The 21923-nt window shown below is 67.1% G+C and carries 25 protein-coding genes; 18 read left to right on the top strand and 7 right to left on the bottom strand.

Annotated elements, in window-relative coordinates:
• The first annotated feature begins 25 nt into the window (after positions 1–25).
• From AB0L70_RS26365 to gabT, 5 genes are all read left to right on the top strand, one after another.
• Positions 26–1066, top strand: coding sequence for an ABC transporter ATP-binding protein (locus AB0L70_RS26365; RefSeq protein WP_363688585.1), 1041 nt, complete (start codon positions 26–28; stop codon positions 1064–1066).
• Positions 1067–1201: 135 nt separating this feature from the next.
• The gene (locus AB0L70_RS26360; RefSeq protein ID WP_363688583.1) at positions 1202–2404 is read left to right on the top strand and encodes an ABC transporter substrate-binding protein; all 1203 of its coding nucleotides are present in this window, start codon (positions 1202–1204) and stop codon (positions 2402–2404) included.
• Positions 2401–3249: an ABC transporter permease gene (locus tag AB0L70_RS26355; protein ID WP_363688581.1), complete on the top strand. Its 849-nt coding sequence runs from the start codon at positions 2401–2403 to the stop codon at positions 3247–3249. Before AB0L70_RS26360 ends, AB0L70_RS26355 begins: the two co-directional genes overlap by 4 nt.
• Complete coding sequence (locus tag AB0L70_RS26350) at positions 3249–4058, top strand: ABC transporter permease (protein WP_363688579.1); 810 nt, start codon at positions 3249–3251, stop codon at positions 4056–4058. Before AB0L70_RS26355 ends, AB0L70_RS26350 begins: the two co-directional genes overlap by 1 nt.
• A complete protein-coding gene (gene gabT / locus AB0L70_RS26345; RefSeq protein WP_363688577.1) occupies positions 4055–5368 on the top strand; it encodes a 4-aminobutyrate--2-oxoglutarate transaminase in 1314 nt (437 codons plus the stop codon). Before AB0L70_RS26350 ends, gabT begins: the two co-directional genes overlap by 4 nt.
• Here the strand turns inward: gabT and AB0L70_RS26340 are convergent.
• A complete protein-coding gene (locus AB0L70_RS26340; RefSeq protein WP_363688575.1) occupies positions 5365–5823 on the bottom strand; it encodes a MarR family transcriptional regulator in 459 nt (152 codons plus the stop codon). The two genes, gabT and AB0L70_RS26340, sit on opposite strands and share 4 nt — an antisense overlap.
• Positions 5820–7166, bottom strand: a complete 1347-nt coding sequence (locus tag AB0L70_RS26335) for a nicotinate phosphoribosyltransferase (protein WP_363688573.1) — start codon at positions 7164–7166, stop codon at positions 5820–5822. The genes AB0L70_RS26340 and AB0L70_RS26335 overlap by 4 nt, the downstream gene beginning before the upstream one ends.
• 49 nt (positions 7167–7215) lie before the next feature.
• On the opposite strand from AB0L70_RS26335, the gene clpS reads away from it, so the two are divergent.
• The 6 genes from clpS to AB0L70_RS26305 all read left to right on the top strand — a co-directional run bounded on the left by clpS (position 7216) and on the right by AB0L70_RS26305 (position 13415).
• Positions 7216–7503 carry an ATP-dependent Clp protease adapter ClpS gene (gene clpS, locus AB0L70_RS26330; RefSeq protein ID WP_363688571.1) on the top strand — a complete coding sequence of 96 codons (288 nt, stop codon included), beginning with the start codon at positions 7216–7218 and terminating at the stop codon, positions 7501–7503.
• Positions 7500–8051 (top strand): DUF2017 domain-containing protein, encoded by a 552-nt coding sequence (locus tag AB0L70_RS26325; RefSeq protein ID WP_363688569.1) that lies wholly within the window; start codon positions 7500–7502, stop codon positions 8049–8051. Before clpS ends, AB0L70_RS26325 begins: the two co-directional genes overlap by 4 nt.
• A 231-nt stretch (positions 8052–8282) precedes the next feature.
• A complete protein-coding gene (locus AB0L70_RS26320) occupies positions 8283–8702 on the top strand; it encodes a YkvA family protein (RefSeq protein ID WP_363688567.1) in 420 nt (139 codons plus the stop codon).
• Between the two features lie 123 nt (positions 8703–8825).
• Positions 8826–9557, top strand: a complete 732-nt coding sequence (locus AB0L70_RS26315) for a sulfite exporter TauE/SafE family protein (protein WP_363688565.1) — start codon at positions 8826–8828, stop codon at positions 9555–9557.
• Between the two features lie 110 nt (positions 9558–9667).
• A complete protein-coding gene (locus AB0L70_RS26310) occupies positions 9668–12151 on the top strand; it encodes a DUF222 domain-containing protein (RefSeq protein ID WP_363688563.1) in 2484 nt (827 codons plus the stop codon).
• Between the two features lie 271 nt (positions 12152–12422).
• Positions 12423–13415 carry an aldo/keto reductase gene (locus AB0L70_RS26305; protein WP_363688561.1) on the top strand — a complete coding sequence of 331 codons (993 nt, stop codon included), beginning with the start codon at positions 12423–12425 and terminating at the stop codon, positions 13413–13415.
• Between the two features lie 3 nt (positions 13416–13418).
• Here the strand turns inward: AB0L70_RS26305 and AB0L70_RS26300 are convergent, their stop codons facing one another.
• Positions 13419–13601: a hypothetical protein gene (locus AB0L70_RS26300; protein ID WP_363688559.1), complete on the bottom strand. Its 183-nt coding sequence runs from the start codon at positions 13599–13601 to the stop codon at positions 13419–13421.
• Between the two features lie 177 nt (positions 13602–13778).
• Between AB0L70_RS26300 and AB0L70_RS26295 the strand changes: the two genes are divergently transcribed.
• The 3 genes from AB0L70_RS26295 to AB0L70_RS26285 are packed head-to-tail and all read left to right on the top strand — an operon-like array spanning position 13779 to position 15479.
• A complete protein-coding gene (locus AB0L70_RS26295; RefSeq protein ID WP_363688557.1) occupies positions 13779–14234 on the top strand; it encodes a M67 family metallopeptidase in 456 nt (151 codons plus the stop codon).
• Position 14235: 1 nt separating this feature from the next.
• Complete coding sequence (locus AB0L70_RS26290; protein WP_363688555.1) at positions 14236–14514, top strand: MoaD/ThiS family protein; 279 nt, start codon at positions 14236–14238, stop codon at positions 14512–14514.
• A 17-nt stretch (positions 14515–14531) separates the two neighbouring features.
• A complete protein-coding gene (locus tag AB0L70_RS26285) occupies positions 14532–15479 on the top strand; it encodes a cysteine synthase family protein (protein ID WP_363688553.1) in 948 nt (315 codons plus the stop codon).
• A 73-nt stretch (positions 15480–15552) separates the two neighbouring features.
• On the opposite strand, the gene AB0L70_RS26280 is transcribed toward AB0L70_RS26285, so the two are convergent.
• Positions 15553–15915: a hypothetical protein gene (locus AB0L70_RS26280; protein WP_363688551.1), complete on the bottom strand. Its 363-nt coding sequence runs from the start codon at positions 15913–15915 to the stop codon at positions 15553–15555.
• A gap of 168 nt (positions 15916–16083) precedes the next feature.
• Between AB0L70_RS26280 and murI the strand changes: the two genes are divergently transcribed.
• The 4 genes from murI (at position 16084) to AB0L70_RS26260 (ending at position 19978) form a co-directional block, all read left to right on the top strand.
• The gene (murI, locus tag AB0L70_RS26275) at positions 16084–16887 is read left to right on the top strand and encodes a glutamate racemase (RefSeq protein WP_363688549.1); all 804 of its coding nucleotides are present in this window, start codon (positions 16084–16086) and stop codon (positions 16885–16887) included.
• Between the two features lie 130 nt (positions 16888–17017).
• Positions 17018–17764 (top strand): MBL fold metallo-hydrolase, encoded by a 747-nt coding sequence (locus AB0L70_RS26270; protein ID WP_363688547.1) that lies wholly within the window; start codon positions 17018–17020, stop codon positions 17762–17764.
• A 70-nt stretch (positions 17765–17834) separates the two neighbouring features.
• Entirely contained in the window at positions 17835–19364 is a 1530-nt protein-coding gene (locus tag AB0L70_RS26265; RefSeq protein WP_363688545.1) for a DHA2 family efflux MFS transporter permease subunit, read from the top strand.
• Positions 19361–19978, top strand: a complete 618-nt coding sequence (locus AB0L70_RS26260) for a TetR family transcriptional regulator (RefSeq protein ID WP_363688543.1) — start codon at positions 19361–19363, stop codon at positions 19976–19978. Before AB0L70_RS26265 ends, AB0L70_RS26260 begins: the two co-directional genes overlap by 4 nt.
• Before the next feature lie 22 nt (positions 19979–20000).
• Here AB0L70_RS26260 and AB0L70_RS26255 read toward each other — a convergent pair whose 3' ends face one another.
• The 3 genes from AB0L70_RS26255 to rph are packed head-to-tail and all read right to left on the bottom strand — an operon-like array spanning position 20001 to position 21914.
• Positions 20001–20591: a hypothetical protein gene (locus tag AB0L70_RS26255; RefSeq protein WP_363688541.1), complete on the bottom strand. Its 591-nt coding sequence runs from the start codon at positions 20589–20591 to the stop codon at positions 20001–20003.
• A gap of 4 nt (positions 20592–20595) precedes the next feature.
• Entirely contained in the window at positions 20596–21201 is a 606-nt protein-coding gene (rdgB, locus tag AB0L70_RS26250) for an RdgB/HAM1 family non-canonical purine NTP pyrophosphatase (protein WP_363688539.1), read from the bottom strand.
• A complete protein-coding gene (rph, locus tag AB0L70_RS26245; RefSeq protein WP_363688536.1) occupies positions 21198–21914 on the bottom strand; it encodes a ribonuclease PH in 717 nt (238 codons plus the stop codon). Before rph ends, rdgB begins: the two co-directional genes overlap by 4 nt.
• Between the last annotated feature and the right edge of the window lie 9 nt (positions 21915–21923).

The raw sequence follows: 21923 nt of genomic DNA, 5'->3' as shown, positions 1-21923 counted from the left end.
GGCAACAGGCGAACAGGTAAAGGCGGTGGCGACCGACGTCACCGCCGTCAGCCTGCGCGGGTTGCGGAAGACCTTCGGCGAGGTGACCGCGGTCGACGGTGTCGACCTGGATCTGACCGAGGGTGAGTTCTTCTCGATGCTCGGGCCGTCCGGCTCCGGCAAGACCACGGTGCTGCGGATGATCGCCGGCTTCGAAGTGCCCACGGCCGGCCGGATCCTGCTCGGGGGCGTCGACGTCACCGACCAGGCGCCGTACGCCCGTGATGTGAACACGGTGTTCCAGGACTACGCGCTGTTCCCGCATATGAATGTCCTGCAGAACGTCGAGTACGGGCTACGGGTGAAGGGGATCGACAAGCGGAATCGCCGTACGCGGGCCGTCGAGGCGCTGGAGACGGTCCGGCTGGAGGGGTACGGCGATCGCCGCCCGAGTCAGCTCTCCGGTGGCCAGCGGCAACGGGTTGCATTGGCGCGGGCGCTGGTGAACCGGCCGAAGGTGCTGCTGCTCGACGAGCCGCTCGGGGCGCTTGACCTGAAGCTGCGCCGGGAGATGCAGATCGAGCTGAAGGCGATGCAGCGTGACGTCGGGATCACCTTCGTGTTCGTGACGCACGACCAGGAAGAGGCGCTGACGATGAGCGATCGGATCGCCGTGTTCAACGGTGGCCGGATCGAGCAGTTGGCGGCGCCGGCTGAGTTGTACGAGCACCCGGCCAGTGCGTTCGTGGCTGGGTTCGTCGGGACGTCCAACTTGCTCGAGGGCGAGGTCGCGAAGGCTGTTCTTGGGACTGCCGGGTTGTTCACCGTGCGGCCCGAGAAGATCTCGCTGCAATTGCGGGAGGTCGCGGCCGAACCAGGGTTGTGCACGGCGACCGGAGTGGTCCGTGAGGTCGTGTATCTGGGCTCGGCCACGCAGTCCGTCGTCGACCTGGATGCCGGTGGATCACTCATCGTCCTGCAGCAGAACCAGCACGGATCCGTGCAGGACAAGCTCGACCTCCGAGGCACCCAGGTCCGCCTCACCTGGCCTAAAGAACACACCGTCCCCATCGGCGGTCCGCCCTAGCGATTCACCCCGCCCCTGAGCTCCGCCCTCCGTCCTCCTTGTCTTCTTCTTCCTTCCGTTCAACCCCGCCCCCGAGCCCCCGCCCTCCTTCTTCTTTCCTTCCTTCAACTTCCGCCCCGAACTCAGGAGGTTCTCATGAAGAGACTCAGTCTGGTGGCGAGCCTGGGAGTGCTCGCATTGGCTGCGGCCTGCGGCACATCGGGTGGTGGTTCCGACGGCAACGCGGCGGCTGCCGACAGCGGGTTCACCGCCCCGGACCTGCCGAAGCTCGACAAGCTCGGGACTGGTGAGGGCAAGCTCAGCGTGCTGGCCTGGCCCGGGTACGCCGAGGACGGGACGAACGACCCGAAGGTCGACTGGGTCACGCCGTTCGAGAAACAGACCGGCTGCCAGGTGACGGTGAAGACGTTCGGTACGTCGGACGAGGCCGTCAGCCTGATGAAGACCGGTCAGTACGACGTGGTCTCCGCTTCCGGCGACGCGTCGTTGCGGCTGATCGCGGGCGGTCAGGTCGAGCCCGTGAACACCGACCTGATCCAGAACTACGCCGACATCTACCCGTTCCTCAAGGACCGGCCGTGGAACTCGGTCAAGGGACAGATGTACGGCGTACCGCACGGGTACGGCGCGAACCTGCTGATGTGGCGGACCGACAAGGTGACGCCGGCCCCGACCTCGTGGGGCGCGGTCTTCGACCCGAACTCGCCGTACAAGGGCGCGGTGACGGCGTACGACTCACCGATCTACATCGCCGACGCCGCGATGTACCTGATGGCGACGAAGCCGGAGCTGGCGATCAAGAACCCGTACGCCCTGGACGACAAGCAGTTCACGGCCGTGGTCGACCTGCTCAAGCAGCAGAAGACGCTCGTGTCGGAGTACTGGTCGGACTACCTCAAGGAGGTGCAGGCGTTCACCAGTGGCAACTCGGTGATCGGCACCACCTGGCAGGTGATCGCGAACGTGGCGACCGGCGAGAAGGTGCCGGTGCAGGTGACCGTGCCGACCGAGGGCGTGACCGGCTGGTCGGACACCTGGATGGTCAGTGCGACCTCGAAGAACAAGAACTGTGCGTACCTGTGGATGAACCACATCATCAGCCCGGAGGCGAACGCCGCGGTCGCCGAGTACTTCGGTGAGTCGCCCGCCAACGGCAAGGCCTGCGCGAAGACGGCCGACAAGAACCACTGCACGACCTTCCATGCCGGCGACGAGGCCTACTCGAAGAAGATCTGGTACTGGACCACGCCGATCGAGCAATGCCTCGACGGCCGCACCGACGTCAAATGCGCCGACTACACGAAGTGGACCCAAGCCTGGACGCAAATCAAGGGATGAGCACGCTACATCGTCACCCAAAGGCTCGGCTGGCCTTGTTGCTGGGGCCACCGATGGTCTGGCTCGGGGTTGCGTACCTGGGGGCGTTGGCGGCGCTGTTCGTCACCGCCCTCTGGTCGCAGAACGGGTTCACCGGGCTGATCGAGCGGGAGTGGACGCTGGACAGCTTCAAGACGCTGTTCACCGTCGACGTGTACCGGACGATCGCGCTGCGGACGATCGCGGTCGCCGTCCTGGTGACCGTGATCGACGCAGTGGTCGCGTTCCCGATCGCCTTGTACATGGCGAAGGTGGCGCGGCCTGGGCTGCGGCGATTCCTGCTGGTGGCGGTGCTGATGCCGTTGTGGGCCAGCTATCTGGTCAAGGCGTACGCGTGGCGCGGGATGTTCTCCGAGGGTGGGCTGGTGTCGTCGGCGTTCGAGGCGGTCGGGCTGAAGTCACCCGGGTACGGGCTGACGGCAACGATCGTGACGCTGGCGTATCTGTGGTTGCCGTACATGATCCTGCCGATCTACACCGGGCTGGAACGGTTGCCGAACTCGTTGCTGGAGGCATCGGCTGACCTCGGTGGCAAGACCGCCCAGACGGTCCGCCGGGTGATCGTGCCGATGGTGATCCCGGCGATGGTTGCCGGGTCGATCTTCACGTTCAGCCTGTCCCTGGGTGATTACATCGCGGTCCGGATCGTCGGTGGCACCAATCAGCTACTCGGCAACGTTGTCTACGACAACGTGGGTGCCGCCAACAACCTGCCCTTCGCCGCGGCGGTTGCCACGGTGCCGGTTGTGGTGATGCTGGCGTATTTGGCCGCGGTACGGCGTACCGGAGCGATGGAGAGCCTGTGATGACGATCTCCCGTTCGACCCGGATCGTGCTGCGGGTGCTGACCGTACTGATACTCGGGCTGATCTATGTGCCGCTGTTGCTGGTACTGGTGAACTCGTTCAATGTGAACAAGACGTTCGCCTGGCCGCCGCGTGAGTTCACCTTGGAGTGGTGGCGCCGGGCGGCGGAGAGCCAGGGTGCGCTGGACGCGTTGTGGGTGAGTGTGCGGGTGGGGCTGGCCGCGACCGTCATCGCGCTGGTGCTCGGCACGATGATCGCGTTCGCGCTGCAACGGTTCGACTTCTACGGGCGGGACGCGGTCTCACTGCTGGTGATCCTGCCGATCGCGCTGCCGGGCATCGTCACCGGGATCGCGCTGAACAACGCGTTCCGGACGATCTTCGGGTGGCAGCTCGGGTTCATCACGATCGTGATCGCGCACGCGACGTTCTGCATCGTGACCGTGTTCAACAACGTGATCGCGCGGCTGCGCCGTACCGGCGTACAGCTGGAGCAGGCGTCGGCCGATCTGGGCGCGTCCGGGTTCACCACGTTCCGGCTGGTGACCTTTCCGATGATCCGGTCGGCGTTGCTTGCGGGAGCGTTGCTCGCGTTCGCGCTGTCGTTCGACGAAATCATCGTGACCACCTTCACGGCCGGCGCGAACCAGCAGACGCTACCGATCTGGATCTTCAACAACCTGTTCCGGCCCAACCAGGCACCGGTGGTCAACGTGGTCGCCGCCGCGCTGATCGTCTTCTCGGTCATCCCGGTCTGGCTGGCACAAAAACTCTCAGGCGACGCCGAATCACTAGGAGCTGGACGATGACCGTGGGGCAGGAACGGAAGTTGGTTACGGAGATTCCCGGGCCGCGCTCGGTGGAGCTGATGGAGCGGGTACGGCGCTCGGTTGCGAAGGGGATCGGGATCACGCTGCCGGTGTTCGTGACCGACGGAGGTGGCGGCATCCTGGTCGATGCTGATGGCAACCAGTTGATCGATCTCGGGTCCGGGATCGCCGTGGTGAACGTCGGGAACGCGGCACCTGCTGTGGTTGAGGCGGTGCAGGAGCAGGTGGCGCGATTCACCCACACCTGCTTCATGGTCACGCCGTACGAGGGGTATCTCGAGGTGTGTGAGGCGCTGAACCGGATCACGCCGGGTGACCACGAGAAGCGGTCGGTGCTGCTGAACTCGGGCGCGGAGGCGGTCGAGAACGCGGTCAAGATCGCCCGTGCACACACGAAGCGGGACGCGGTGGTGGTGTTCGACCACGGGTACCACGGCCGCACCAACCTGACGATGGCGATGACCGCGAAGAACATGCCGTACAAGGACGGGTTCGGGCCGTTCGCTCCCGAGGTGTACCGGGTTCCGACGTCGTACCCGTATCGGGACGGGTTGAGTGGGCCGGACGCGGCGGCGAGGTCGGTGGCGGCGATCGAGAAGTACGTCGGTGCTTCGAATGTGGCGTGCGTGGTGATCGAGCCGATCCATGGGGAGGGCGGGTTCGTCGTACCGGCTCCTGGGTTCCTGCCTGCTGTCGCTTCGTGGTGTCAGGATCACGGGGTTGTGTTTGTCGCCGACGAGATCCAGACCGGGTTCGGGCGGACCGGCGATCTGTTTGCTTCGGACTTCGAGGGCGTCGTACCGGACCTGATCACGCTGGCGAAGGGGATCGCCGGCGGGCTCCCGCTCGCCGCGGTCACCGGGCGGGCCGAGATCATGGACGCGCCGCACGTGAGCGGCCTGGGCGGAACGTACGGCGGGAACCCGGTCGCATGCGCGGCTGCGCTCGCGGCGATCGCGACCATCGAGGCGGACGATCTGCCGGCCCGGGCACGGGAGATTGGCGACATCATGGTGCCGGCGCTGACCGAGTTGGCTGCGCGGCATCCGGTCATCGGGGATGTTCGCGGGCGCGGTGCGATGATCGCGGTCGAGTTGGTCGATGCGTCGGGTGACCCGGATCCGGTGGCGACTGCTTCGATTGCCAAGGCCTGTCACGCGGAGGGGCTGGTGGTGCTGACGGCGGGCACCTACGGAAACGTGCTTCGGTTCCTGCCGCCGCTGGTGATGCCACCCGAGCTGCTGCGGGAAGCCCTGAGCGTGCTGGCGAAGGTATTCGACGCCCGCTAAGGCTCAAGGGTCGTCGTTATCGTCCAGAGGAGGTTGCGCATGATCCGGCGGTTCTCGGGCGTGAGCTTGGCCAGCGCCCGGCGGCCGGCGCGGTCGTAGACCTCCTGGACGGTGTGGGCCAGCTCGGTACCCCGGTCGGTGAGCTCGATGCCGACCTGGCGCGCGTCGGTGCTGCTCTTGACCCGGCGAACGAGGCCCGACGCTTCCATCCGCTGGGTGGTCTTCGTCGCGGTCGGGACCTCGACGTCGAGGACCTTGGCAAGCTGAGCGACCGGGAGCGAGCCGAGGTGGAGGAGCTTGGCCAGGACAAGCTCCTGGCCGGTGTGCAGACCCGTGCCGGCCAGCTCCTCGGTCACAGCTTTCCGAGCCGCCCTGTCCGCAAACCGCAGCGCGATGATCACATCAGCTTCACTGGCCGGCGCATCGGCAGGCCATTCGGTCTGGTCCGTGCTCATGTGTGGCTCCGGGCGAGGAAGGGATTGCGGGCGTCGTAGTCGCCGGTGTACTCGGTCGGGATGGCCGGTTCGCCGCGGCTGAGCTGGCTGGCGGACCGGGGGAGCTCGTCCCGGACCTTGAGGTGATGCGCCTGCGATTCGGCCGGCGTCGTACGCCCGACGATCTTCCCGGCCTCGACCAGCGACTTGAGCAGCAGCCGGTCGTCACCGTCGTCGACCGGCTGCTCGCCGACACCGATCAGCTCGATCTCGGCGACTCCACTGGGCGAGCGACGCCGCAACGCCCACTTGCGACCCCCGATGGAGATCTTGTCCGGGCTCTTCTTAGCGACCGGGACCAGCTTGCCGCTCGAGTCCTCCCGGGCGACCAGCTTGTACACGAACCCGCAGGTCGGATACCCGCTCCCGGTCACAAGCGACGTACCCACGCCGTACCCGTCGACCGGCGCCGGCGCGAGCGCGGCGATCTGGTACTCGTCCAGGTCGCTCGTCACGATGATCCGGGTCTTGGTGGCGCCGAGCGCGTCGAGCTGCTCACGGACCTGACCGGCCAGCGACGGCAGGTCGCCGGAGTCGAGCCGGACCGCGCCGAGCTCGGGACCCGTGATCTCGATCGCGGTCCGGACCGCCTCGGCCACGTCGTACGTGTCCACCAGCAGCGTCGTCCCCTTGCCGAGGGCATCGATCTGCGAGGTGAACGCCTCCTTCTCGGTGTCGTGCAGGAGCGTGAACGAGTGCGCCGCCGTACCCGCGCTCGGGACGCCGTACCGGCGCGCCGCCTCCAGGTTGGAGGTGGTCGCGAACCCCGCGATGTACGCCGCCAGCGCACTCGCGACCGCGGATTCCTCATGGGTCCGCCGCGAGCCCATCTCGATACAGGGCCGCCCACCGGCCCACCAGGTCATCCGGGAGGCGGCCGAGGCGACCGCGGAGTCGTGGTTCAGGATGGACAGGAACACGGTTTCCAGGAGGACGGCTTCGGCGAAGCTCGACTCCACCACCAGCACCGGGGAGCCGGGGAAGAAGATCTCGCCGTCGGCGTAACCGGAGATGTCGCCGCTGAACCGGTAGTCGGCCAGCCAGTCACGGGTAGCCTGGTCGACGACGCCGCGATCGGCGAGGAAGGCGATGGCCGACTCGTCGAAGCGGAACCGCTCCAGCGCGTCGAGCAGCCGGTTCACCCCGGCGACCACGCCGTACCGGCGGCCGTCGGGCAGGCGGCGGGCGAACAGCTCGAAGACCGAGCGGCGCTGCGCAGTGCCGTCGGCCAGGCTTGCCTGCAGCATGGTCAGCTCATAGTGGTCCGTGAGCAGAGCGGTCGACTGCGTCGCAGTGTTGGTCACAGAGGCAGCCTATTGCGAACGACGAACCGATGATGGAGAGAATGGACCGGTGAGCACCGCACCCAGCGAACTCGAGAGCCCCGAGGTCGACGAGGCGATCGAGCTGAGCCCACCGTGGGTGACGATCGTCTGGAACGACCCGGTGAACCTGATGGACTACGTCACGTTCGTGTTCCAGACCTACTTCGGCTACTCCAAGCAGAAGGCGGAGAAGCTGATGATGCAGGTCCACCAGGAGGGCAAATCGGCCGTGTCGAACGGCAACCGTGAGGCCATGGAACGCGACGTCGAAGCGATGCACACCTACGGCCTGTGGGCCACCTGCGAGAAGTCGTGACCCGGTTCCGCAAGCGCCGCAAGACCGTCGTCGTCAGCTTCGCCGAGCACGAGGCGGACATCCTGGCGAACCTCCTCCGCAACCTCGTGGAGCTCCTGTACGACGGCCTCCCACCCCGCGCCACCGACACCAGCGACCCGCTTGCCGCCCTGCTCGAAAGCGACGGACCTACGTCGCCGCCGGAGGACGTCGTACTCCAACGGTTGCTGCCGGACGCGTACAAGCAGGACGACATGGCGTCGTCGGAGTTCCGTCGCTTCACCGAGCGTGGTCTGCGTGAGGGCAAGGTGACCGACGCGCGGCGGGTGTTGTCGGCTTTGGAGGAGTCAGGCGCTGACGAGATCGCCCTCGAGCCCGACGAGCAACTCTCCTGGCTCCGGGCGTTGAACGACCTCCGTCTGGCCATCGGCACCCGCCTGGACATCAAAGAAGAAGACGACTACTCCACCTGGGAAAAACTCCCCGACGACGACCCCCGCCGCCTCACCTACGACCTCTACGACTGGCTCGGCTACCTCCAATCAGCCTTGCTCCACAACATGAGGTAACCCCCACCCCCACCTCCACCTCCACCTCCACCGGCGGAAGGTCACAGCGTCTGACGCCTCCGGCGCGGCGCAGACCGTGGGGAAGAGCCGACCGTGGCAGGTCACCGCCTCCTGCGACGACAGCCTCTCGGCGCCCGGCGCGTCGCGGGTGCTCGACCCGCCGCGATGGACCGGCCGCCGCGGCTGACGTTACAGACCGCCCTCACAGCGCCTGCGGGCACAATGAGCGAGGTGACAGCGTCGTGGTGGTGGTCTGCGGTGGCGGGCGTCGTGGGTGGCGTTGTCTTGTTGTGGATAGCGCTGATCGTGGCTCTGTGGTTCGTGCGACCCGACGATCTGCGCATCCGTGACGCGCTGCGGCTGCTGCCCGACCTGGTACTGCTCCTACGGCGCTTGGCAGGCGATCGGACACTGCCTCGCGGGGTACGGATCCGGCTCTGGCTCCTGCTGGTCTATCTCGCAATGCCGTTCGACCTGGTGCCCGACTTCATCCCGGTGATCGGCTACGCGGACGACGCGGTCATCGTCGCGTTCGCGCTCCGGTCCGTCACCCGCCGCGCCGGACCGGCCGCGCTGGACCGACACTGGCCGGGGTCACCCGACGGCCTCGCCGCCGTACGTCGCCTCGCTAGCCTCCCCGCGGTTTCCTAAGACATGCTCACCGACTTCCTGCCCACCCTGCTCCTCGCTGCGCTCCCTGCGGTCTCCTGAGACATGCTCACCGACTTCCTGCCCACCCTGCTCCTCGCTGCGCTCCCTGCGGTCTCCTGAGACATGCTCACCGACCTGCTGCCCACCCTGCTCCTCGCCTCGGCGGCGGCGTTCGGGCTGGCCGCGTTGTCAGCGGTCGCCGGCTTCGGGGGCGGGGTGCTGTTGCTGCCGGTGTTCACTGCCTTGTTCGGCCTGCGGGTGGCGGTGCCGATGCTGACCCTGACCCAGCTGTCCAGCAACGGGTCGCGGGCCTGGCTGAACCGGCGCGAACTCCGTTGGCCGCTGATCGGCTGGTTCGCCCTCGGCGCGGTGCCGTGCGCGGTCGCCGGCGGTCTCCTGCTCGCGCACGCACCACTCGCGCCACTGAAGCGGTTGCTGGGTGTATTCCTGATCGGCGTGGTGATCTGGCGACGGCTCAAGCCACACCCTCGTAAACCCGACGATCCGGCCTTTGCCGCGGTCGGCGCAGCATCCGGTCTCGGCTCGGCGCTGCTCGGCTCGGTCGGCCCACTCACTGCGCCGTTCTTCCTGGCCTACGGACTCACCCGCGCGGCCTACATCGGAACCGAAGCAGTCAGCGCCCTGACCATGCACCTCACCAAGATCGCCACCTACGGAGCCGGTGACCTGCTCACACGCCAAGTCCTGCTGTACGGCATCGCATTGACTCCCGCAACGCTACTTGGCGCCTGGGCGGGCAAGCAGATCGTCGGCCGCATCAGCGACCGCATCTTCGTCCTCCTGGTCGAGATCGGCCTACTCGTCGCCGGCGTACTCCTCCTCATCGGCCTCTGACCCCACGCACACCTGCTGCCGTGCCGCGGACACAGTTCCACAACGCCAACTTCAGACCAACGCTCTGCTGCGGATTTCTTTTAATCGAACACATGTTCTAGTATTTGCGCATGAGAGGAACGTCGGTCCTTCGGTCGGGCGGCGCGGACACCCAAGCCGCCGCCGCGGATGCGCCCAGCAGCGCAACCGCGCCTGACCGCATGATCGCGCCTGGCAACTCGACCGCGCCCGACTGCACGATCGCGCCCGGCAACTCGACCGCGCCCGACTGCACGATCGCGCCCGGCAACTCGACCGTGCCCGACTGCACGATCGCGCCCGACCGCATGATGGCGCCCGACAGCTTGACCGCGCCGGACGGCATGATCGCGCCGGACGGCATGATCGCGCCGGACGGCACTGCGGTCGGCGTTCTGTCTGTGCCCGGCGATGTCCCCGCCTGGGTCCTCGCGCTGACTGATGGCCCGCTGATGCCAGCCGACGCCGCCATCCCCGATGCCTACCTGCATACCTACATACCCGATGATCCGGCGGAGCCGCGGTACCTCAGCGACCAGGACCGGTGGGATGCCGAGCTGGATGCGGTCCTGGGCCGGGACAGGTTCTCGCGCGTGGATGCGTTGGACTGGGAGCTCTGGAACGGGATCGAACAGGACGAGGCGGAGCGTGAGATGTTGCGGCGCGACGCCCCGGCGTGGGTGTTCCTGCCGCCCGGCGGTGAGTTGGCAACCGCGTTGGAAGAGACTCGACCCGAGGCGATGTCGCCGATGGCCCTGGTCGAATTGATGAAGAGCGCCAACCGCCTGTCGGGTTGGGCCGAGTCGATCAAGGCCACCGCGATGGCGTCGTTCTACCGGCAGCGCCAAGCCGAGCATCGCGAATCACCGCGCCCGATTCAGATCGACTCGAAGGGTCGCCCGATCGACCCCGAGCGATCCTGGTACGGCGAGATCGCCCTGGCTCTCGGCCTTTCGCCCAGCACCGTCGGCCGCCGGGTCGACACGGCACTGCGGCTGACCTCCACGCTGTCTGCCACTCACACCGGGCTCAAATGCGGCGCGTTGACCTGGGGCAAGGCACTGGCCATATCCGAAGCCACCAGCGACCTGCCCGACGACGCGGCCCGAGCGGTTGAAGCCCACGTACTGAAGCGCGCCAGTTCGCAGACTCATCAGAACCTGGTCAGATCTCTACACCGGCAAGTTGCCAAACACACCACCCACGAAGCCGCTGCCAAATACCACGCCGCCGTGACCGAACGCACCTGCAAGATGGTCCCGCTAGCTGATGGCATGGCCGGTCTCTGGATCGTCCACACAGCCGACAAGGTCCAGCAGATGTGGGTCACCATCCAAGCAATCGCAAACCTCGCCAAACGAGAATCCGCCACACCAAACCCGCCGACCAACGACTCAGCCACGAACGCCAACACCTCAGCTCCCGGCACCGCAGACTCGGCTGCCGACCCGATCAGCGGCAAGCCGATCGAGGGCGGTGTTCCCGCTCCAACCAGGGCTGAGGCTGCTGCACCGACCAGGGCCGAGGCTGCTGGTCCGATGAGGGTTGAGGCTGCTGCACCGACCAGGGCCGGGGCTGTTGCTCCGATCAAAGCTCAGGTCGCTGGTTCGATGAGGGCTGAGGCTGCTGGTCCGATCAGGATTGAGGCTGCTGCGTCGATTAAGGATGAGCGGAACGCCGAGCAGCGTCGGGCTGACGTTGCTGCGGACCTGTTCGAACACATCCTGCGCAACGGCCTTGACTGGCTCGGCCGCCGGCTCCCCGATCAACACCGGCGCCGCCCCCACATCGAAGTCGTCGTACCCGCGTCGACCCTGCTGGGCCTGGACGACGACCCTGCTGAGCTCACCGGCTACGGTCCAGTGCCTGCTGACATGGCTCGCCGTATCGCCCACGACGGCACCTGGCGGCGGCTGCTGACCGACCCAATGAACGGTGCCGTCCTGGAAGCATCAACCACCCGCCACGATCCCGGCGCGATCGTGAGCGAGACCCTGCTCGCCAGGTATCCCGTCTGCGCGTGGCCCGGCTGCAACCGGACCTCGCGAGACTGCGATCGCGACCACACGACGCCGTTCGCCCGGACTGGTACGACGAGCCTTACCGGGTTGGCGCCGTACTGCGAGTACCACCACGTCATCAAAGACACCCCCGCCTGGGGCTGGACCACCACCAGCCACCCCGACGGCTCGATCACCCTCACCACACCCACCGGCCATCGCCACAGGACTGTCCCAACCGCCCGCGGCCCAATCACCCAACCCCTCTCGCCAACCTCTTCCCGCTCAACCCCACCCACCAATCCCGATCCCACGAGCCACGACGATCACCCGTGCCGCAAGGATCACGCGAGCCCTGCGGATCCCGCGAGCCGCGACGACGTTCATTTGAACCGCCACGGCAACTCAAGTCACCACGCCGATCCTCTGAGTCGCGAGAGTTACGCGAGCCGCGAGGATCACCCGCACCGCGACGACGATCGTTCAAGCCGCGTCGATCACTCGAGTCGCGGCGAGGATCACTCGAGTCGTGACGAAAGGCATGCTCCCGCGAGCGGTGATCTGCCGCCGTTCTAGGTCTGGACCGTCGCATCCGTTGAGAAGCTGTCCCGCCGAACTGCTCCCGCGACAGGTGATCCGCCGCTGTTCTAGGTCCGACCGTCGGTTTCCTAGAGGAGCACTGTCCGCCAACCGTCGCGCTTGAGTCGGGGGAGCCGTCAGAGGCAGCGATTTGGAGTGGCGGCGTGTATTCGGAGTGGCGACGCGTACCTGAAGGCCAGCTGTTCGCGGAGCGGAGCGATCGTAGGGCGTGGGCTTGGGAGGTGGCGGGCGGCTTAAGGTGGCGGGCATGGAGATGCGGCGGTTGGGGCGGACTGGGCGGGATGTGGGTGTGGTTGGGCTGGGGGCCTGGCAGTTGGGGGCCGACTGGGGTGAGGTTGATGAAGGTGATGCCCTAGGCGTGTTGCGTGCCGCGGTTGAAGGTGGGGTCACGTTTGTTGATACCGCGGATGTGTATGGGGATGGACGGAGCGAGCGGCTTGTTGGGCAGGTGCTCAAAGGGACCGCGTCCAACAGTTCTGGCGGCCTGACGGTAGCGACGAAGATGGGTCGCCGGGTGGACCAGGTGCCGGAGAACTACACGCTGGACAACTTCCGCGCATGGAACGACCGGTCCCGCACGAACCTCGGCGTCGACACGATCGATCTCGTCCAGCTGCACTGCCCACCGACGCCGGTCTACTCGACGGACGAGGTCTTCGACGCGCTCGACACCCTGGTCGATGAGGGCCGGATCGCGGCGTACGGGGTGAGTGTGGAGACCTGCGCCGAGGCGCTGACCGCGATCGCGCGACCCAACGTGGCATCGGTGCAGATCATCTTGAACGCCCTCCGCCTGAAGCCTCTCGACGAGGTCCTCCCGGCGGCACAAGAAGCCGGCGTCGGCATCATCGCGCGCGTCCCGCTGGCGAGTGGTCTGTTGTCGGGCAAGTACGACGAGAACACCGTCTTCGGAGCCGACGATCACCGCACCTACAACCGTCACGGGGAGGCGTTCGACGTCGGCGAGACCTTCTCCGGTGTCGACTTCGGTACCGGCCTCGAAGCCGTCCGCCGCCTGATGCCCTGGCTGCCGGCCGGCGCCACGATGGCCCAGTTCGCCCTCCGCTGGATCCTCGACCAGCCCGGCGTCACGGTAGTAATCCCCGGCGCCCGCAACCCGGCTCAGGTCACCGGCAACCTCTCCGCCGCGACGTTGCCGCCGCTCACCGAGGACCAGCTCGCAGCCGTACGCCAGACCTACGACGACCTCATTCGCCCTCAGATCCACGATCGCTGGTGAACCTCAGGAGTTGACCACCGCGAGGGTCGTGCTGACGATGCCGGAGATGATGGCGAGGATCGCGCTGAGCGTCGCCAGGATCTTCCCGCCGCTCACCCAGAGCCCCTTGTTCAGCTCCCTCCAGCGACGCGGGACGAAGGCGAGCTTCAGCTTCTGCCACTTGTGCTGCCGGTAGCTGCACCCCATCAAGATCCCGCCCGCGTTGTTCCGGCAGAGCTGCCCGGCCCAGGTCTCGGCCCTGTACTTCCGCGATCCCTAATGGTCACGCAATATCACCGGATAATCGCTCTCCGAAACCATCCAGCATCCGGACACAGAGTGCGGTCGTCCGGATGGGGCGTTTCGGGCAACTACCGTGGTGTTGTGTTGATCATCGAGCAGGCGACGTACGACGCGATCGTCGGGCATGCCCGTAAGGATCACCCTGACGAGGCGTGTGGCGTGGTGGCCGGGCCTGCGGGGTCGGACCGGGCCACCAGGTACGTGCCGATGCTCAATGCGGCGATGTCGCCGACGTTCTACGAGTTCGACTCCGGTGATCTGTTCCAGCTCTACAAGGAGATGGACGAGCGGGACGAGGAGCCGGTGGTGATCTACCACTCGCATACGGCCACCGAGGCGTACCCGTCGCGCACCGATATCAACCTGGCCCAGGAGCCCGGCGCGCACTACGTGCTGGTGTCGACGCGGGACGGTGCGGACTCTCCGGCGTACGACGGACCTGTCGAGTTCCGCTCGTACCGGATCATCGACGGCGAGGTCGTGGAAGAAGAAGTACGCGTGGTTGGTTCTTATGAAGAGACTGAAGGAGAGCACTGATATGGCGATCGAGCTGCGCGTGCCGACGATCTTGCGCACGTATACCCAGGGTGAGAAGGCGGTCAACGGCGATGGCGCCACACTGGCCGAGTTCATCGACAATGTGGAAGGCGCCCACCCGGGCCTGAAGGAGCGCATCGTCGAGGGACAGCCGGAGGAGCTGCGCCGGTTCGTGAACGTTTATGTGAACGACGAGGACGTCCGGTTCACCGGCGGACTGAAGACCAGCGTGAAGGACGGCGACGTGGTCGTCGTACTGCCCGCGGTCGCCGGCGGCTGACGGACCGGGCCAAGGAGATGCGCTTCGACAGCCTGCTCGACTCGGTCGGCGGTACGCCGTTGGTCGGTCTTCCGAAGTTGTCCCCGTCGGGCGATGTCCGGCTCTGGGCCAAGCTCGAGGACCACAACCCGACCGGCTCGATCAAGGACCGGGCCGCGCTGCGGATGCTCCTTGACGCCGAGAAGGACGGGCGGCTCCGGCCGGGGAACACGATCCTCGAACCGACCTCCGGCAACACCGGCATCTCGCTCGCGATGGCGGCGAAGCTGCGCGGGTACCGGATGGTCTGCGTCATGCCGGAGAACACCTCCGAGGAGCGCCGCCAGATCCTGCGGATGTGGGGAGCCGAGATCATCTCCTCCCCGGCCGCGGGTGGTTCGAACGAGGCGGTCCGGGTGGCCAAGCAGGTCGCGGAGGACCACCCCGACTGGGTGATGCTCTACCAGTACGGCAACCCGTCGAACGCGGCCGCGCACTACGACGGCACTGCGCGCGAGATCTTCGAGGACCTGCCGTCGGTGACCCACTTCGTCGCGGGCCTCGGCACCACCGGCACGCTGATGGGCGCCGGCCGCTTCTTCCGCGAACACAAACCAGAGGTGCGCATCGTCGCCGCCGAACCCCGGTACGGCGAGCTCGTCTACGGGCTACGCAACCTCGACGAGGGCTTCGTCCCCGAGTTGTACGACGAGACGCTCATCGACGCCCGGTTCTCGGTCGGCCCACGAGACGCCGTACGACGGGTCCGCGAACTACTCGACAACGAGGGCATCTTCGCCGGCATCTCGAGCGGCGCGATCCTGCACGCGGCGCTGGGCCAGGCGGCCAAGTGCGTTCGCGAGGGCGAGACCGCAGACATCGCGTTCGTCGTCGCCGACGGCGGCTGGAAGTACCTGTCCACCGGCGCGTACGAAGGCACCATCGACGAAGCCGAAGATCGCCTCGAAGGCCAACTCTGGGCCTGACCGGTGAGGCCAGACCGATCGGCCCGGACTGATTTGGTCAGACCGATTTGGGCCTGATAGTTGCTGTGGGCTCCTATGGCTGCTTGAACAGGACTTTGCGTCCTAGTCGGGGGTGGACGCCGCGGCCCTTGCAGCTGTTGCAGGGGCGTTGGGCGTAGCTGAAGAGTGCGCCGCGGTGCCGGCCGGCGCCCTTGCAGCGGGCGCATTTGGCGTTCGGGTGCAGCGACAACGAGACGACGTACAAGGCGAACGCCGCCATGGCCAGCACCAGCATCATTCCTGTCGGCCCGAGGGCCGTCATGATGTCCGCGGCGGTGCTGTGCGTTTCCGCAGCCTGACTGGCCGCGGCCTGGTTGGCCGCCGTGGCGTCGTTGGGGTGCGGATTCGGTGCGGCGGCGGTGCTCAGCACCACCGCGATGTGGTGCGCCAGACTCATGGCATCACGAGGGGCGGTCGAACGAACATCGCTCCAGAGTGGCGCGCGTCACGCGAAAAGGCAATTCCATAACGTAAAGATGTGGACAAGCACGGCGTGTCGTTCGACCGGGTTAGGTAAGGCTGGCTTCTGAACTGCCCGCGATCGGACCCGTATAAGCTCTGTCCTGTGGCAGACGCACCGGTGGGGATCTTCGATTCAGGCTTCGGGGGACTCACCGTCGCCCGCGCGGTGCTCGATCAGTTGCCCCATGAACCGATCCTGTATCTCGGCGACACCGCCCGCCAGCCGTACGGACCCAAGCCGATCGCCGAGGTCCGTGAGTACGCGTTGGAGTGTCTCGATCACCTGGTCGAGGCCGGCGTGAAGATGCTCGTGATCGCCTGCAACTCGGCCAGTGCCGCGATGCTGCGCGATGCGCGCGAGCGGTACGACGTACCCGTGGTCGAAGTGATCCTGCCTGCTGCGAGACGGGCCGTTGCCGCGACGCGGAATCAGCGCGTAGGCGTGATCTGCACTCGTGCGACTGCGCAATCGCTTGCTTATGAAGATGGGTTCGCGGCCGCGCCGCAGGTGGAGCTGATCACTCGCGCCTGCCCGGAGTTCGTCGACTTCGTCGAGCGTGGGGTGACGTCCGGACCGGAGTTGCTCGAGGCCGCGCATGAGTACCTCGATCCGCTGGTCGAGGCCGGCGTGGACACGCTCATCCTCGGCTGCACGCACTACCCGCTGCTGACGGGCGTGATCTCGTACGTGATGGGCGACAACGTCACCCTGGTCAGCAGCGCGGAAGAGTGCGCCAAGGATGTGTACGGCGTACTCACCAAGACCGGCCTGCTCCGCCCGGACCACCTGCCCGAGCCCCGGCATCGCTTCGTCACCACCGGCAGCCCCGACGAGTTCGCCGCCATCGGGTCGCGGTTCCTCGGCCCGGTCCTGTCGGCCGTCGACCAGTTCGCCTGGATCCGTTAGCGGGCGTGTGACGTGGGTCGCACCGGACGTTGTCGAGGGCACCGGAACGAGCCGGAATCGCTGACAGGTAACCGGATCGACGCCACCGGCTTCCCTGCGAACGTCGGAACCCGCCGGTAGTGTTCCAGGTATGAAGCTCACCGTGATCGGTTGCTCCGGGTCCGTACCCGGGCCGGACTCGGCCGCCTCGAGCTATCTGCTCACCGCCGACGGTTTCAACCTGATCCTGGACCTCGGCAGTGGCGCGCTCGGCTCGCTCCAGCGGCATCTCGCCGTACCGGAGATCGGTGCGATCGGCCTGTCCCACTTGCATCCTGACCACTGCATGGACCTGTGCGGGCTGTACGTCGCGGCCAAGTACGCGCCGGGGGCACCGATCCCGCGGATCCCGGTGTTCGGCCCGCCCGGTGCGGCGTACCGGATGGCGCTCGCGTACGACCTGCCGCTCGATCCCGGGATGGAGGAGGAGCTGGAATTCCATGCCTGGCAGGACGTTCAGCAGATCGGTCCCTTCACCGTCCGGACCGCGTCGATGGTGCATCCGGTTCCGGCGTACGCGATCCGGGTCGAGCACGGCAACAAATCGATCGTCTACACCGGTGACACCGGACCCAATGAAGCGCTTGTCGAGATCGCTCGCGGCGCGGACCTGTTCCTGTCCGAGGCCGCCTTGCAGGACAACGATCCGGACAATCCGACCGACCTGCATCTCACTCCCGCGGACGCCGGCGAACATGCGAAGAAGGCCGGGGTGAAACGGCTCGTGATCACGCACGTCCCGCCCTGGTACGACCGCGAAACCCAAGCCGAGAACGCGAGCCGGACCTTCCCCGGCCCGATCGAGATCGCCACCCCCGACGCCGTCTTCGACATCTGACCGCCACTGGACAAAACGCAATTCTGAGATCTACTCTCAAAAAAGAGCTGATCTCAGAAAGGTGTTCGCCATGTCCACAGTTACGCTCGACCCGCGCCGGTGGTGGGCGCTGGGGGCGATGTCGCTCAGCCTGATCGTGATCGGACTGGATCTGACCGTGCTGAACGTCGCGTTGCCGACGCTGGCGACCGAGCTCGAGGCGTCGACGAGTCAGCTGCAGTGGTTCGCGAACGCGTACACGCTCGTGCTGGCGGCGCTGCTGTTGCCGGCCGGGCTGCTCGGGGATCGGTTCGGGCAGAAGCGGTTGCTGATCGGGGCACTGGCCATGTTCGGGCTCGCGTCGGCTGCGTGTGCGTTCGCGTCGTCGCCGGGTCAGCTGATCGCGGCCCGCGCGGCGCTGGGGATCGGGGCGGCGTTCCTGATCCCGTTGTCGATGTCGCTGCTCAACGTGCTGTTCGCGCCGGGGGAGCGGGCTCGGGCGATGACGATCTGGGTGATGGCGAACTCGCTCGGCATCCCGCTCGGACCCGTGCTCGGCGGCTGGCTGCTGGACAACTACCGCTGGGGATCGGTGTTCCTGATCAACCTGCCGCTCGTCGCGATCGGACTGGTGGCGGTGGCGCTGCTCATCCCGTCGACCCGCGGTCACCGGTCCGGACGGATCGACGTACCGGGGATTCTGTTGTCCGCGGCTGGGCTGGTGTCGGTCACGTATGGATTCGTCGAGGCCGGCGAGCGCGGCTGGGGCGATCCGCTCACGTTGGGGTGCATCGCAGGTGGGTTGGTGCTGCTGCTCGGGTTCGTGTCGTGGCAGGCGCGGGTGACGGATCCGTTGGTCGAGCTCGCGCTGTTCAGGTCGCGGCCGTTCACGTGGGGCACGGTGCTGGCGACGCTCGCGTCGTTCGCGCTGATGGGGTTGCTGTTCGTCCTGCCGCAGTTGTTCCAGGCGGTGCAGGGTGCGGATGCGCTGCACACCGGGCTGCGGCTGCTGCCGATCATCGGTGGGCTGCTCGTCGGCGCCAAGGTGGCCGAGCGACTCTCGCTCGCGATCGGAGCGCGGTTGACGGTTGCTGTCGGGTTCGCACTGATGCTTGGCGGGCTTACGCTCGGCGCTGCGAACGGGGTCGACGTCGGGTACGGATACACCGCGATCTGGGTCAGTGTGGTCGGCCTGAGCATCGGGTTCACGTTGCCGCCGGTGATGGATCTGGCGATCGGCGCGCTGACCAGGGAGCGGAGTGGATCCGGATCGGCGCTGATCCAGGCACTGCGTCAGGTCGGCGGCACGATCGGCGTCGCGATCCTCGGTACGGTGCTCAACTCGGCGTACCGGGATCGGCTCGACGTCACCGGCCTGCCGCCGGCAGCGGCGCATGCGGCGCGCGACAGTGCGTCCGGTGCGGTGGCGATCGCGGCGCAGGCGAAGTTGCCGGCGCTGGCCGAGTCGGCGCGGAACGCGTTCGTCCATGGCATGAGTGCGACCCTCTGGACCTGCGCGGCGGTCGCCACCCTCGGGCTCGTCCTCGCGCTGGCGTTCCTGCCACGCCGTACGACGATTGCCGAGCCTGAGCCGGAAGAAGTTGCCACAATCGCCTTATGACTGAGCCTTTCACCGCGCCAGGGGACAAGCCGGCCGGGCTGCGCGAGCGCAAGAAGGCGAAGACCCGGGCGGCCATCCAGGAGCACGCGCTGCGGCTGTTCCGCGATCAGGGGTACGTCGAGACGACCGTCCAGGAGATCGCGGCTGCGGCGGAGGTCTCCCCGGCGACGTTCTTCCGGTACTTCCCGACCAAGGAGGACACGATCGTCCTGGACCGGCTGGACCCGGTGATGATCGACCTGTTCCGGTCTCAGCCGCCCGAGCTGAGCCCGACCGAGGCGCTGAGCGCGGCGATCCGGCAGAGCGTGGACACCCTGTCACCGGAGGAATGGGAACTCGAGTCGCAACGCCAGCGCCTCGTCATGAACGCTCCCGAACTCCGCGTCCGGATGCTCGACCAGCTGTACGCCGGCATCGACCTGCTCGCCGCATTAGCTGCCGAGCGAGTCGGCGTACCCCCCACCGATTTCGCCGCCCGAGCCTGGGCCGGCGCCGTAGTAGGCGTAGTCATGGCCACCTACCAGGAAGCCACCGAAGCCCCCCTCCCCGAATACATGGCCACCATCGACAAAGCCTTCACCCACCTAGCCGCAGGCCTACCCTTCGAGAAGTAGCTCCTACCGTCCGAGAAAGGTCCTACCCGTCGAGCGTGGATAGGTAGGTTTCGCCTCGGGGGGTTAGTTGGTAGCCGACTTCGAGGCTTTGGGTCAGGCCTAGGTTTTTCAGTTTGCGGACGTCGAGTTTGAAGGGGGCCGTTTCGCGGCCTACCGAGGCGGCGAGGTCTGCGGCTCGGGTGGCGGGCTTGGACTGGATCAGGCGGAGGGTGTCCGTGGTCCAGGCGCCGTGGTGGCTCAGCTCGTCGAAGCGGGTGAGGCGGGAGGTCAGGTCGGCCAGGTCGTCGGCGGACAACTCAGACTGGGCGGCCAGTTCTTCTCGGGGGTCCGGTCCTTCGACCAGGTGGAACCTGATCAGGAAGGTCGGCTGGGAGTCGTCGCCACGGAGGCGCCGGCGGACGTCCTTGGCGTTGCGACGGTCAGCGGCGGCCACGTCCTCGTCGGTGTCCGCGATCAGGTCGGGGTTGACCTGGCGGACGCTGTCGATCTCGATCCGGCCGGCGTTGGTGCGGTAGATCCGCCCCTCGACCACCCGGGCCTCGGCCCAGCGCCGGTACGCGACGGTGATCTTCCCGTCCGCAACCCCGTCGCGATCTGATCCGGCAAACAACATGGTCCTAGCCTCCCAGCGCCTTCGCCACGATCGGGGCGAGCGCACGCAGCGCCTTGCCCCGGTGGCTGATCGCGTCCTTCTCCTCGATCGACAGCTCCGCGGTGGTGCGGTCGTACCCGTCCGCCTGGAACAGGACGTCGTACCCGAAGCCGCCGGTGCCGCGCAGCTCCCGGATCACCGATCCGCGCATCTCGCCGAGCACCAGCTCGTCAGGCGCATCCGGACGGACGAACGCGACGGCCGCGATGAACGACGCGCCCCGGCGCTCGTCCGGCACGTCCTCGAGTTGCCCGAGCAACAGCTGGTTGTTCGCGTGGTTGTCCTTCAACGGCCCGGACCAGCGCGCCGACAGTACGCCGGGCATCCCGTTCAGCGCGTCGACACAGATGCCGCTGTCGTCCGCGATCGACGGCAGGCCGGTCGCCGCGAGGGCCGCGTGGGCCTTCAACAGCGCGTTCCCCTCGAACGTCGGCTCGGTCTCGGCCGGTTCGGCGTACGCCGGTACGTCGCCCAGCCCGAGCACCTCGATCCCCGGCACGATCGGGGTCAGGATCCGGCGCAGCTCCTCGAGCTTCTTCTTGTTGTTCGACGCCAGTAGGACTCGGCTCACGCCAGCGCCTCCTGCTGCAGCTTGGCCAGGTCCGCGCATCCCGCCGTACCGAGCTCGAGCAGGCTGTCCAGCTCGGCGCGGTCGAACGGCGCGCCCTCGGCCGTGCCCTGCACCTCGATGAACTTGCCGTCGCCGGTGATCACCAGGTTCATGTCGGTCTCGGCCCGGACGTCCTCCTCGTAGCAGAGGTCGAGCATCGGGGCGCCGTCGATGATCCCGACTGACACCGCGGACACAGTCCCGGTGAGCGGCTCACTCTTCAGCAGCTTCTTCTCCCGCAGGAACGACACCGCGTCGGCGAGGGCGACGTACGCGCCGGTGATCGCCGCGGTCCGGGTCCCGCCGTCGGCCTGCAGTACGTCGCAGTCGAGCAGGATCGTGTTCTCACCAAGGGCCTTGTAGTCGATCACGGCCCGCAGCGAACGCCCGATCAGCCGGGAGATCTCGTGCGTCCGGCCGCCGATCTTGCCCTTCACCGACTCGCGGTCCGAGCGGGTGTTGGTCGCCCGCGGGAGCATCGCGTACTCCGCGCTGACCCAGCCGAGCCCGGAGCCCTTCCGCCACCGCGGCACGCCCTCGGTCACGCTCGCCGCGCACAGCACCCGGGTCCGCCCGAACTCGACCAACACCGAACCTTCGGCATGGTCGAGCCACTTCCGGGTCAGCGTCACGGGCCGCAGTTGATCCGCCGTACGTCCATCAATACGCGCCATGGACCAGAC

Origin of the sequence: Kribbella sp. NPDC051952 (assembly GCF_040680855.1) — a bacterium.
Taxonomy (GTDB): domain Bacteria; phylum Actinomycetota; class Actinomycetes; order Propionibacteriales; family Kribbellaceae; genus Kribbella.
The sequence above is the reverse complement of the archived record's forward strand: the minus strand, read 5'-3'. Positions and strand labels throughout refer to the sequence as shown.

What these genes read in the sequence shown, in the direction of transcription:
- AB0L70_RS26265 (WP_363688545.1), top strand. Translation starts at nt 17,835, where the DNA reads ATGTCCACAGTTACGCTCGACCCGCGCCGGTGGTGGGCGCTGGGGGCG.
- AB0L70_RS26290 (WP_363688555.1), top strand. Translation starts at nt 14,236, where the DNA reads ATGGCGATCGAGCTGCGCGTGCCGACGATCTTGCGCACGTATACCCAG.
- AB0L70_RS26315 (WP_363688565.1), top strand. Translation starts at nt 8,826, where the DNA reads ATGCTCACCGACCTGCTGCCCACCCTGCTCCTCGCCTCGGCGGCGGCG.
- AB0L70_RS26285 (WP_363688553.1), top strand. Translation starts at nt 14,532, where the DNA reads ATGCGCTTCGACAGCCTGCTCGACTCGGTCGGCGGTACGCCGTTGGTC.
- AB0L70_RS26310 (WP_363688563.1), top strand. Translation starts at nt 9,668, where the DNA reads ATGAGAGGAACGTCGGTCCTTCGGTCGGGCGGCGCGGACACCCAAGCC.
- gabT (WP_363688577.1), top strand. Translation starts at nt 4,055, where the DNA reads ATGACCGTGGGGCAGGAACGGAAGTTGGTTACGGAGATTCCCGGGCCG.
- AB0L70_RS26270 (WP_363688547.1), top strand. Translation starts at nt 17,018, where the DNA reads ATGAAGCTCACCGTGATCGGTTGCTCCGGGTCCGTACCCGGGCCGGAC.
- AB0L70_RS26305 (WP_363688561.1), top strand. Translation starts at nt 12,423, where the DNA reads ATGGAGATGCGGCGGTTGGGGCGGACTGGGCGGGATGTGGGTGTGGTT.
- AB0L70_RS26255 (WP_363688541.1), bottom strand. Translation starts at nt 20,591, where the DNA reads ATGTTGTTTGCCGGATCAGATCGCGACGGGGTTGCGGACGGGAAGATC.
- AB0L70_RS26360 (WP_363688583.1), top strand. Translation starts at nt 1,202, where the DNA reads ATGAAGAGACTCAGTCTGGTGGCGAGCCTGGGAGTGCTCGCATTGGCT.
- AB0L70_RS26340 (WP_363688575.1), bottom strand. Translation starts at nt 5,823, where the DNA reads ATGAGCACGGACCAGACCGAATGGCCTGCCGATGCGCCGGCCAGTGAA.
- AB0L70_RS26355 (WP_363688581.1), top strand. Translation starts at nt 2,401, where the DNA reads ATGAGCACGCTACATCGTCACCCAAAGGCTCGGCTGGCCTTGTTGCTG.
- AB0L70_RS26280 (WP_363688551.1), bottom strand. Translation starts at nt 15,915, where the DNA reads ATGAGTCTGGCGCACCACATCGCGGTGGTGCTGAGCACCGCCGCCGCA.
- AB0L70_RS26260 (WP_363688543.1), top strand. Translation starts at nt 19,361, where the DNA reads ATGACTGAGCCTTTCACCGCGCCAGGGGACAAGCCGGCCGGGCTGCGC.
- rph (WP_363688536.1), bottom strand. Translation starts at nt 21,914, where the DNA reads ATGGCGCGTATTGATGGACGTACGGCGGATCAACTGCGGCCCGTGACG.
- AB0L70_RS26350 (WP_363688579.1), top strand. Translation starts at nt 3,249, where the DNA reads ATGACGATCTCCCGTTCGACCCGGATCGTGCTGCGGGTGCTGACCGTA.
- AB0L70_RS26300 (WP_363688559.1), bottom strand. Translation starts at nt 13,601, where the DNA reads ATGGGGTGCAGCTACCGGCAGCACAAGTGGCAGAAGCTGAAGCTCGCC.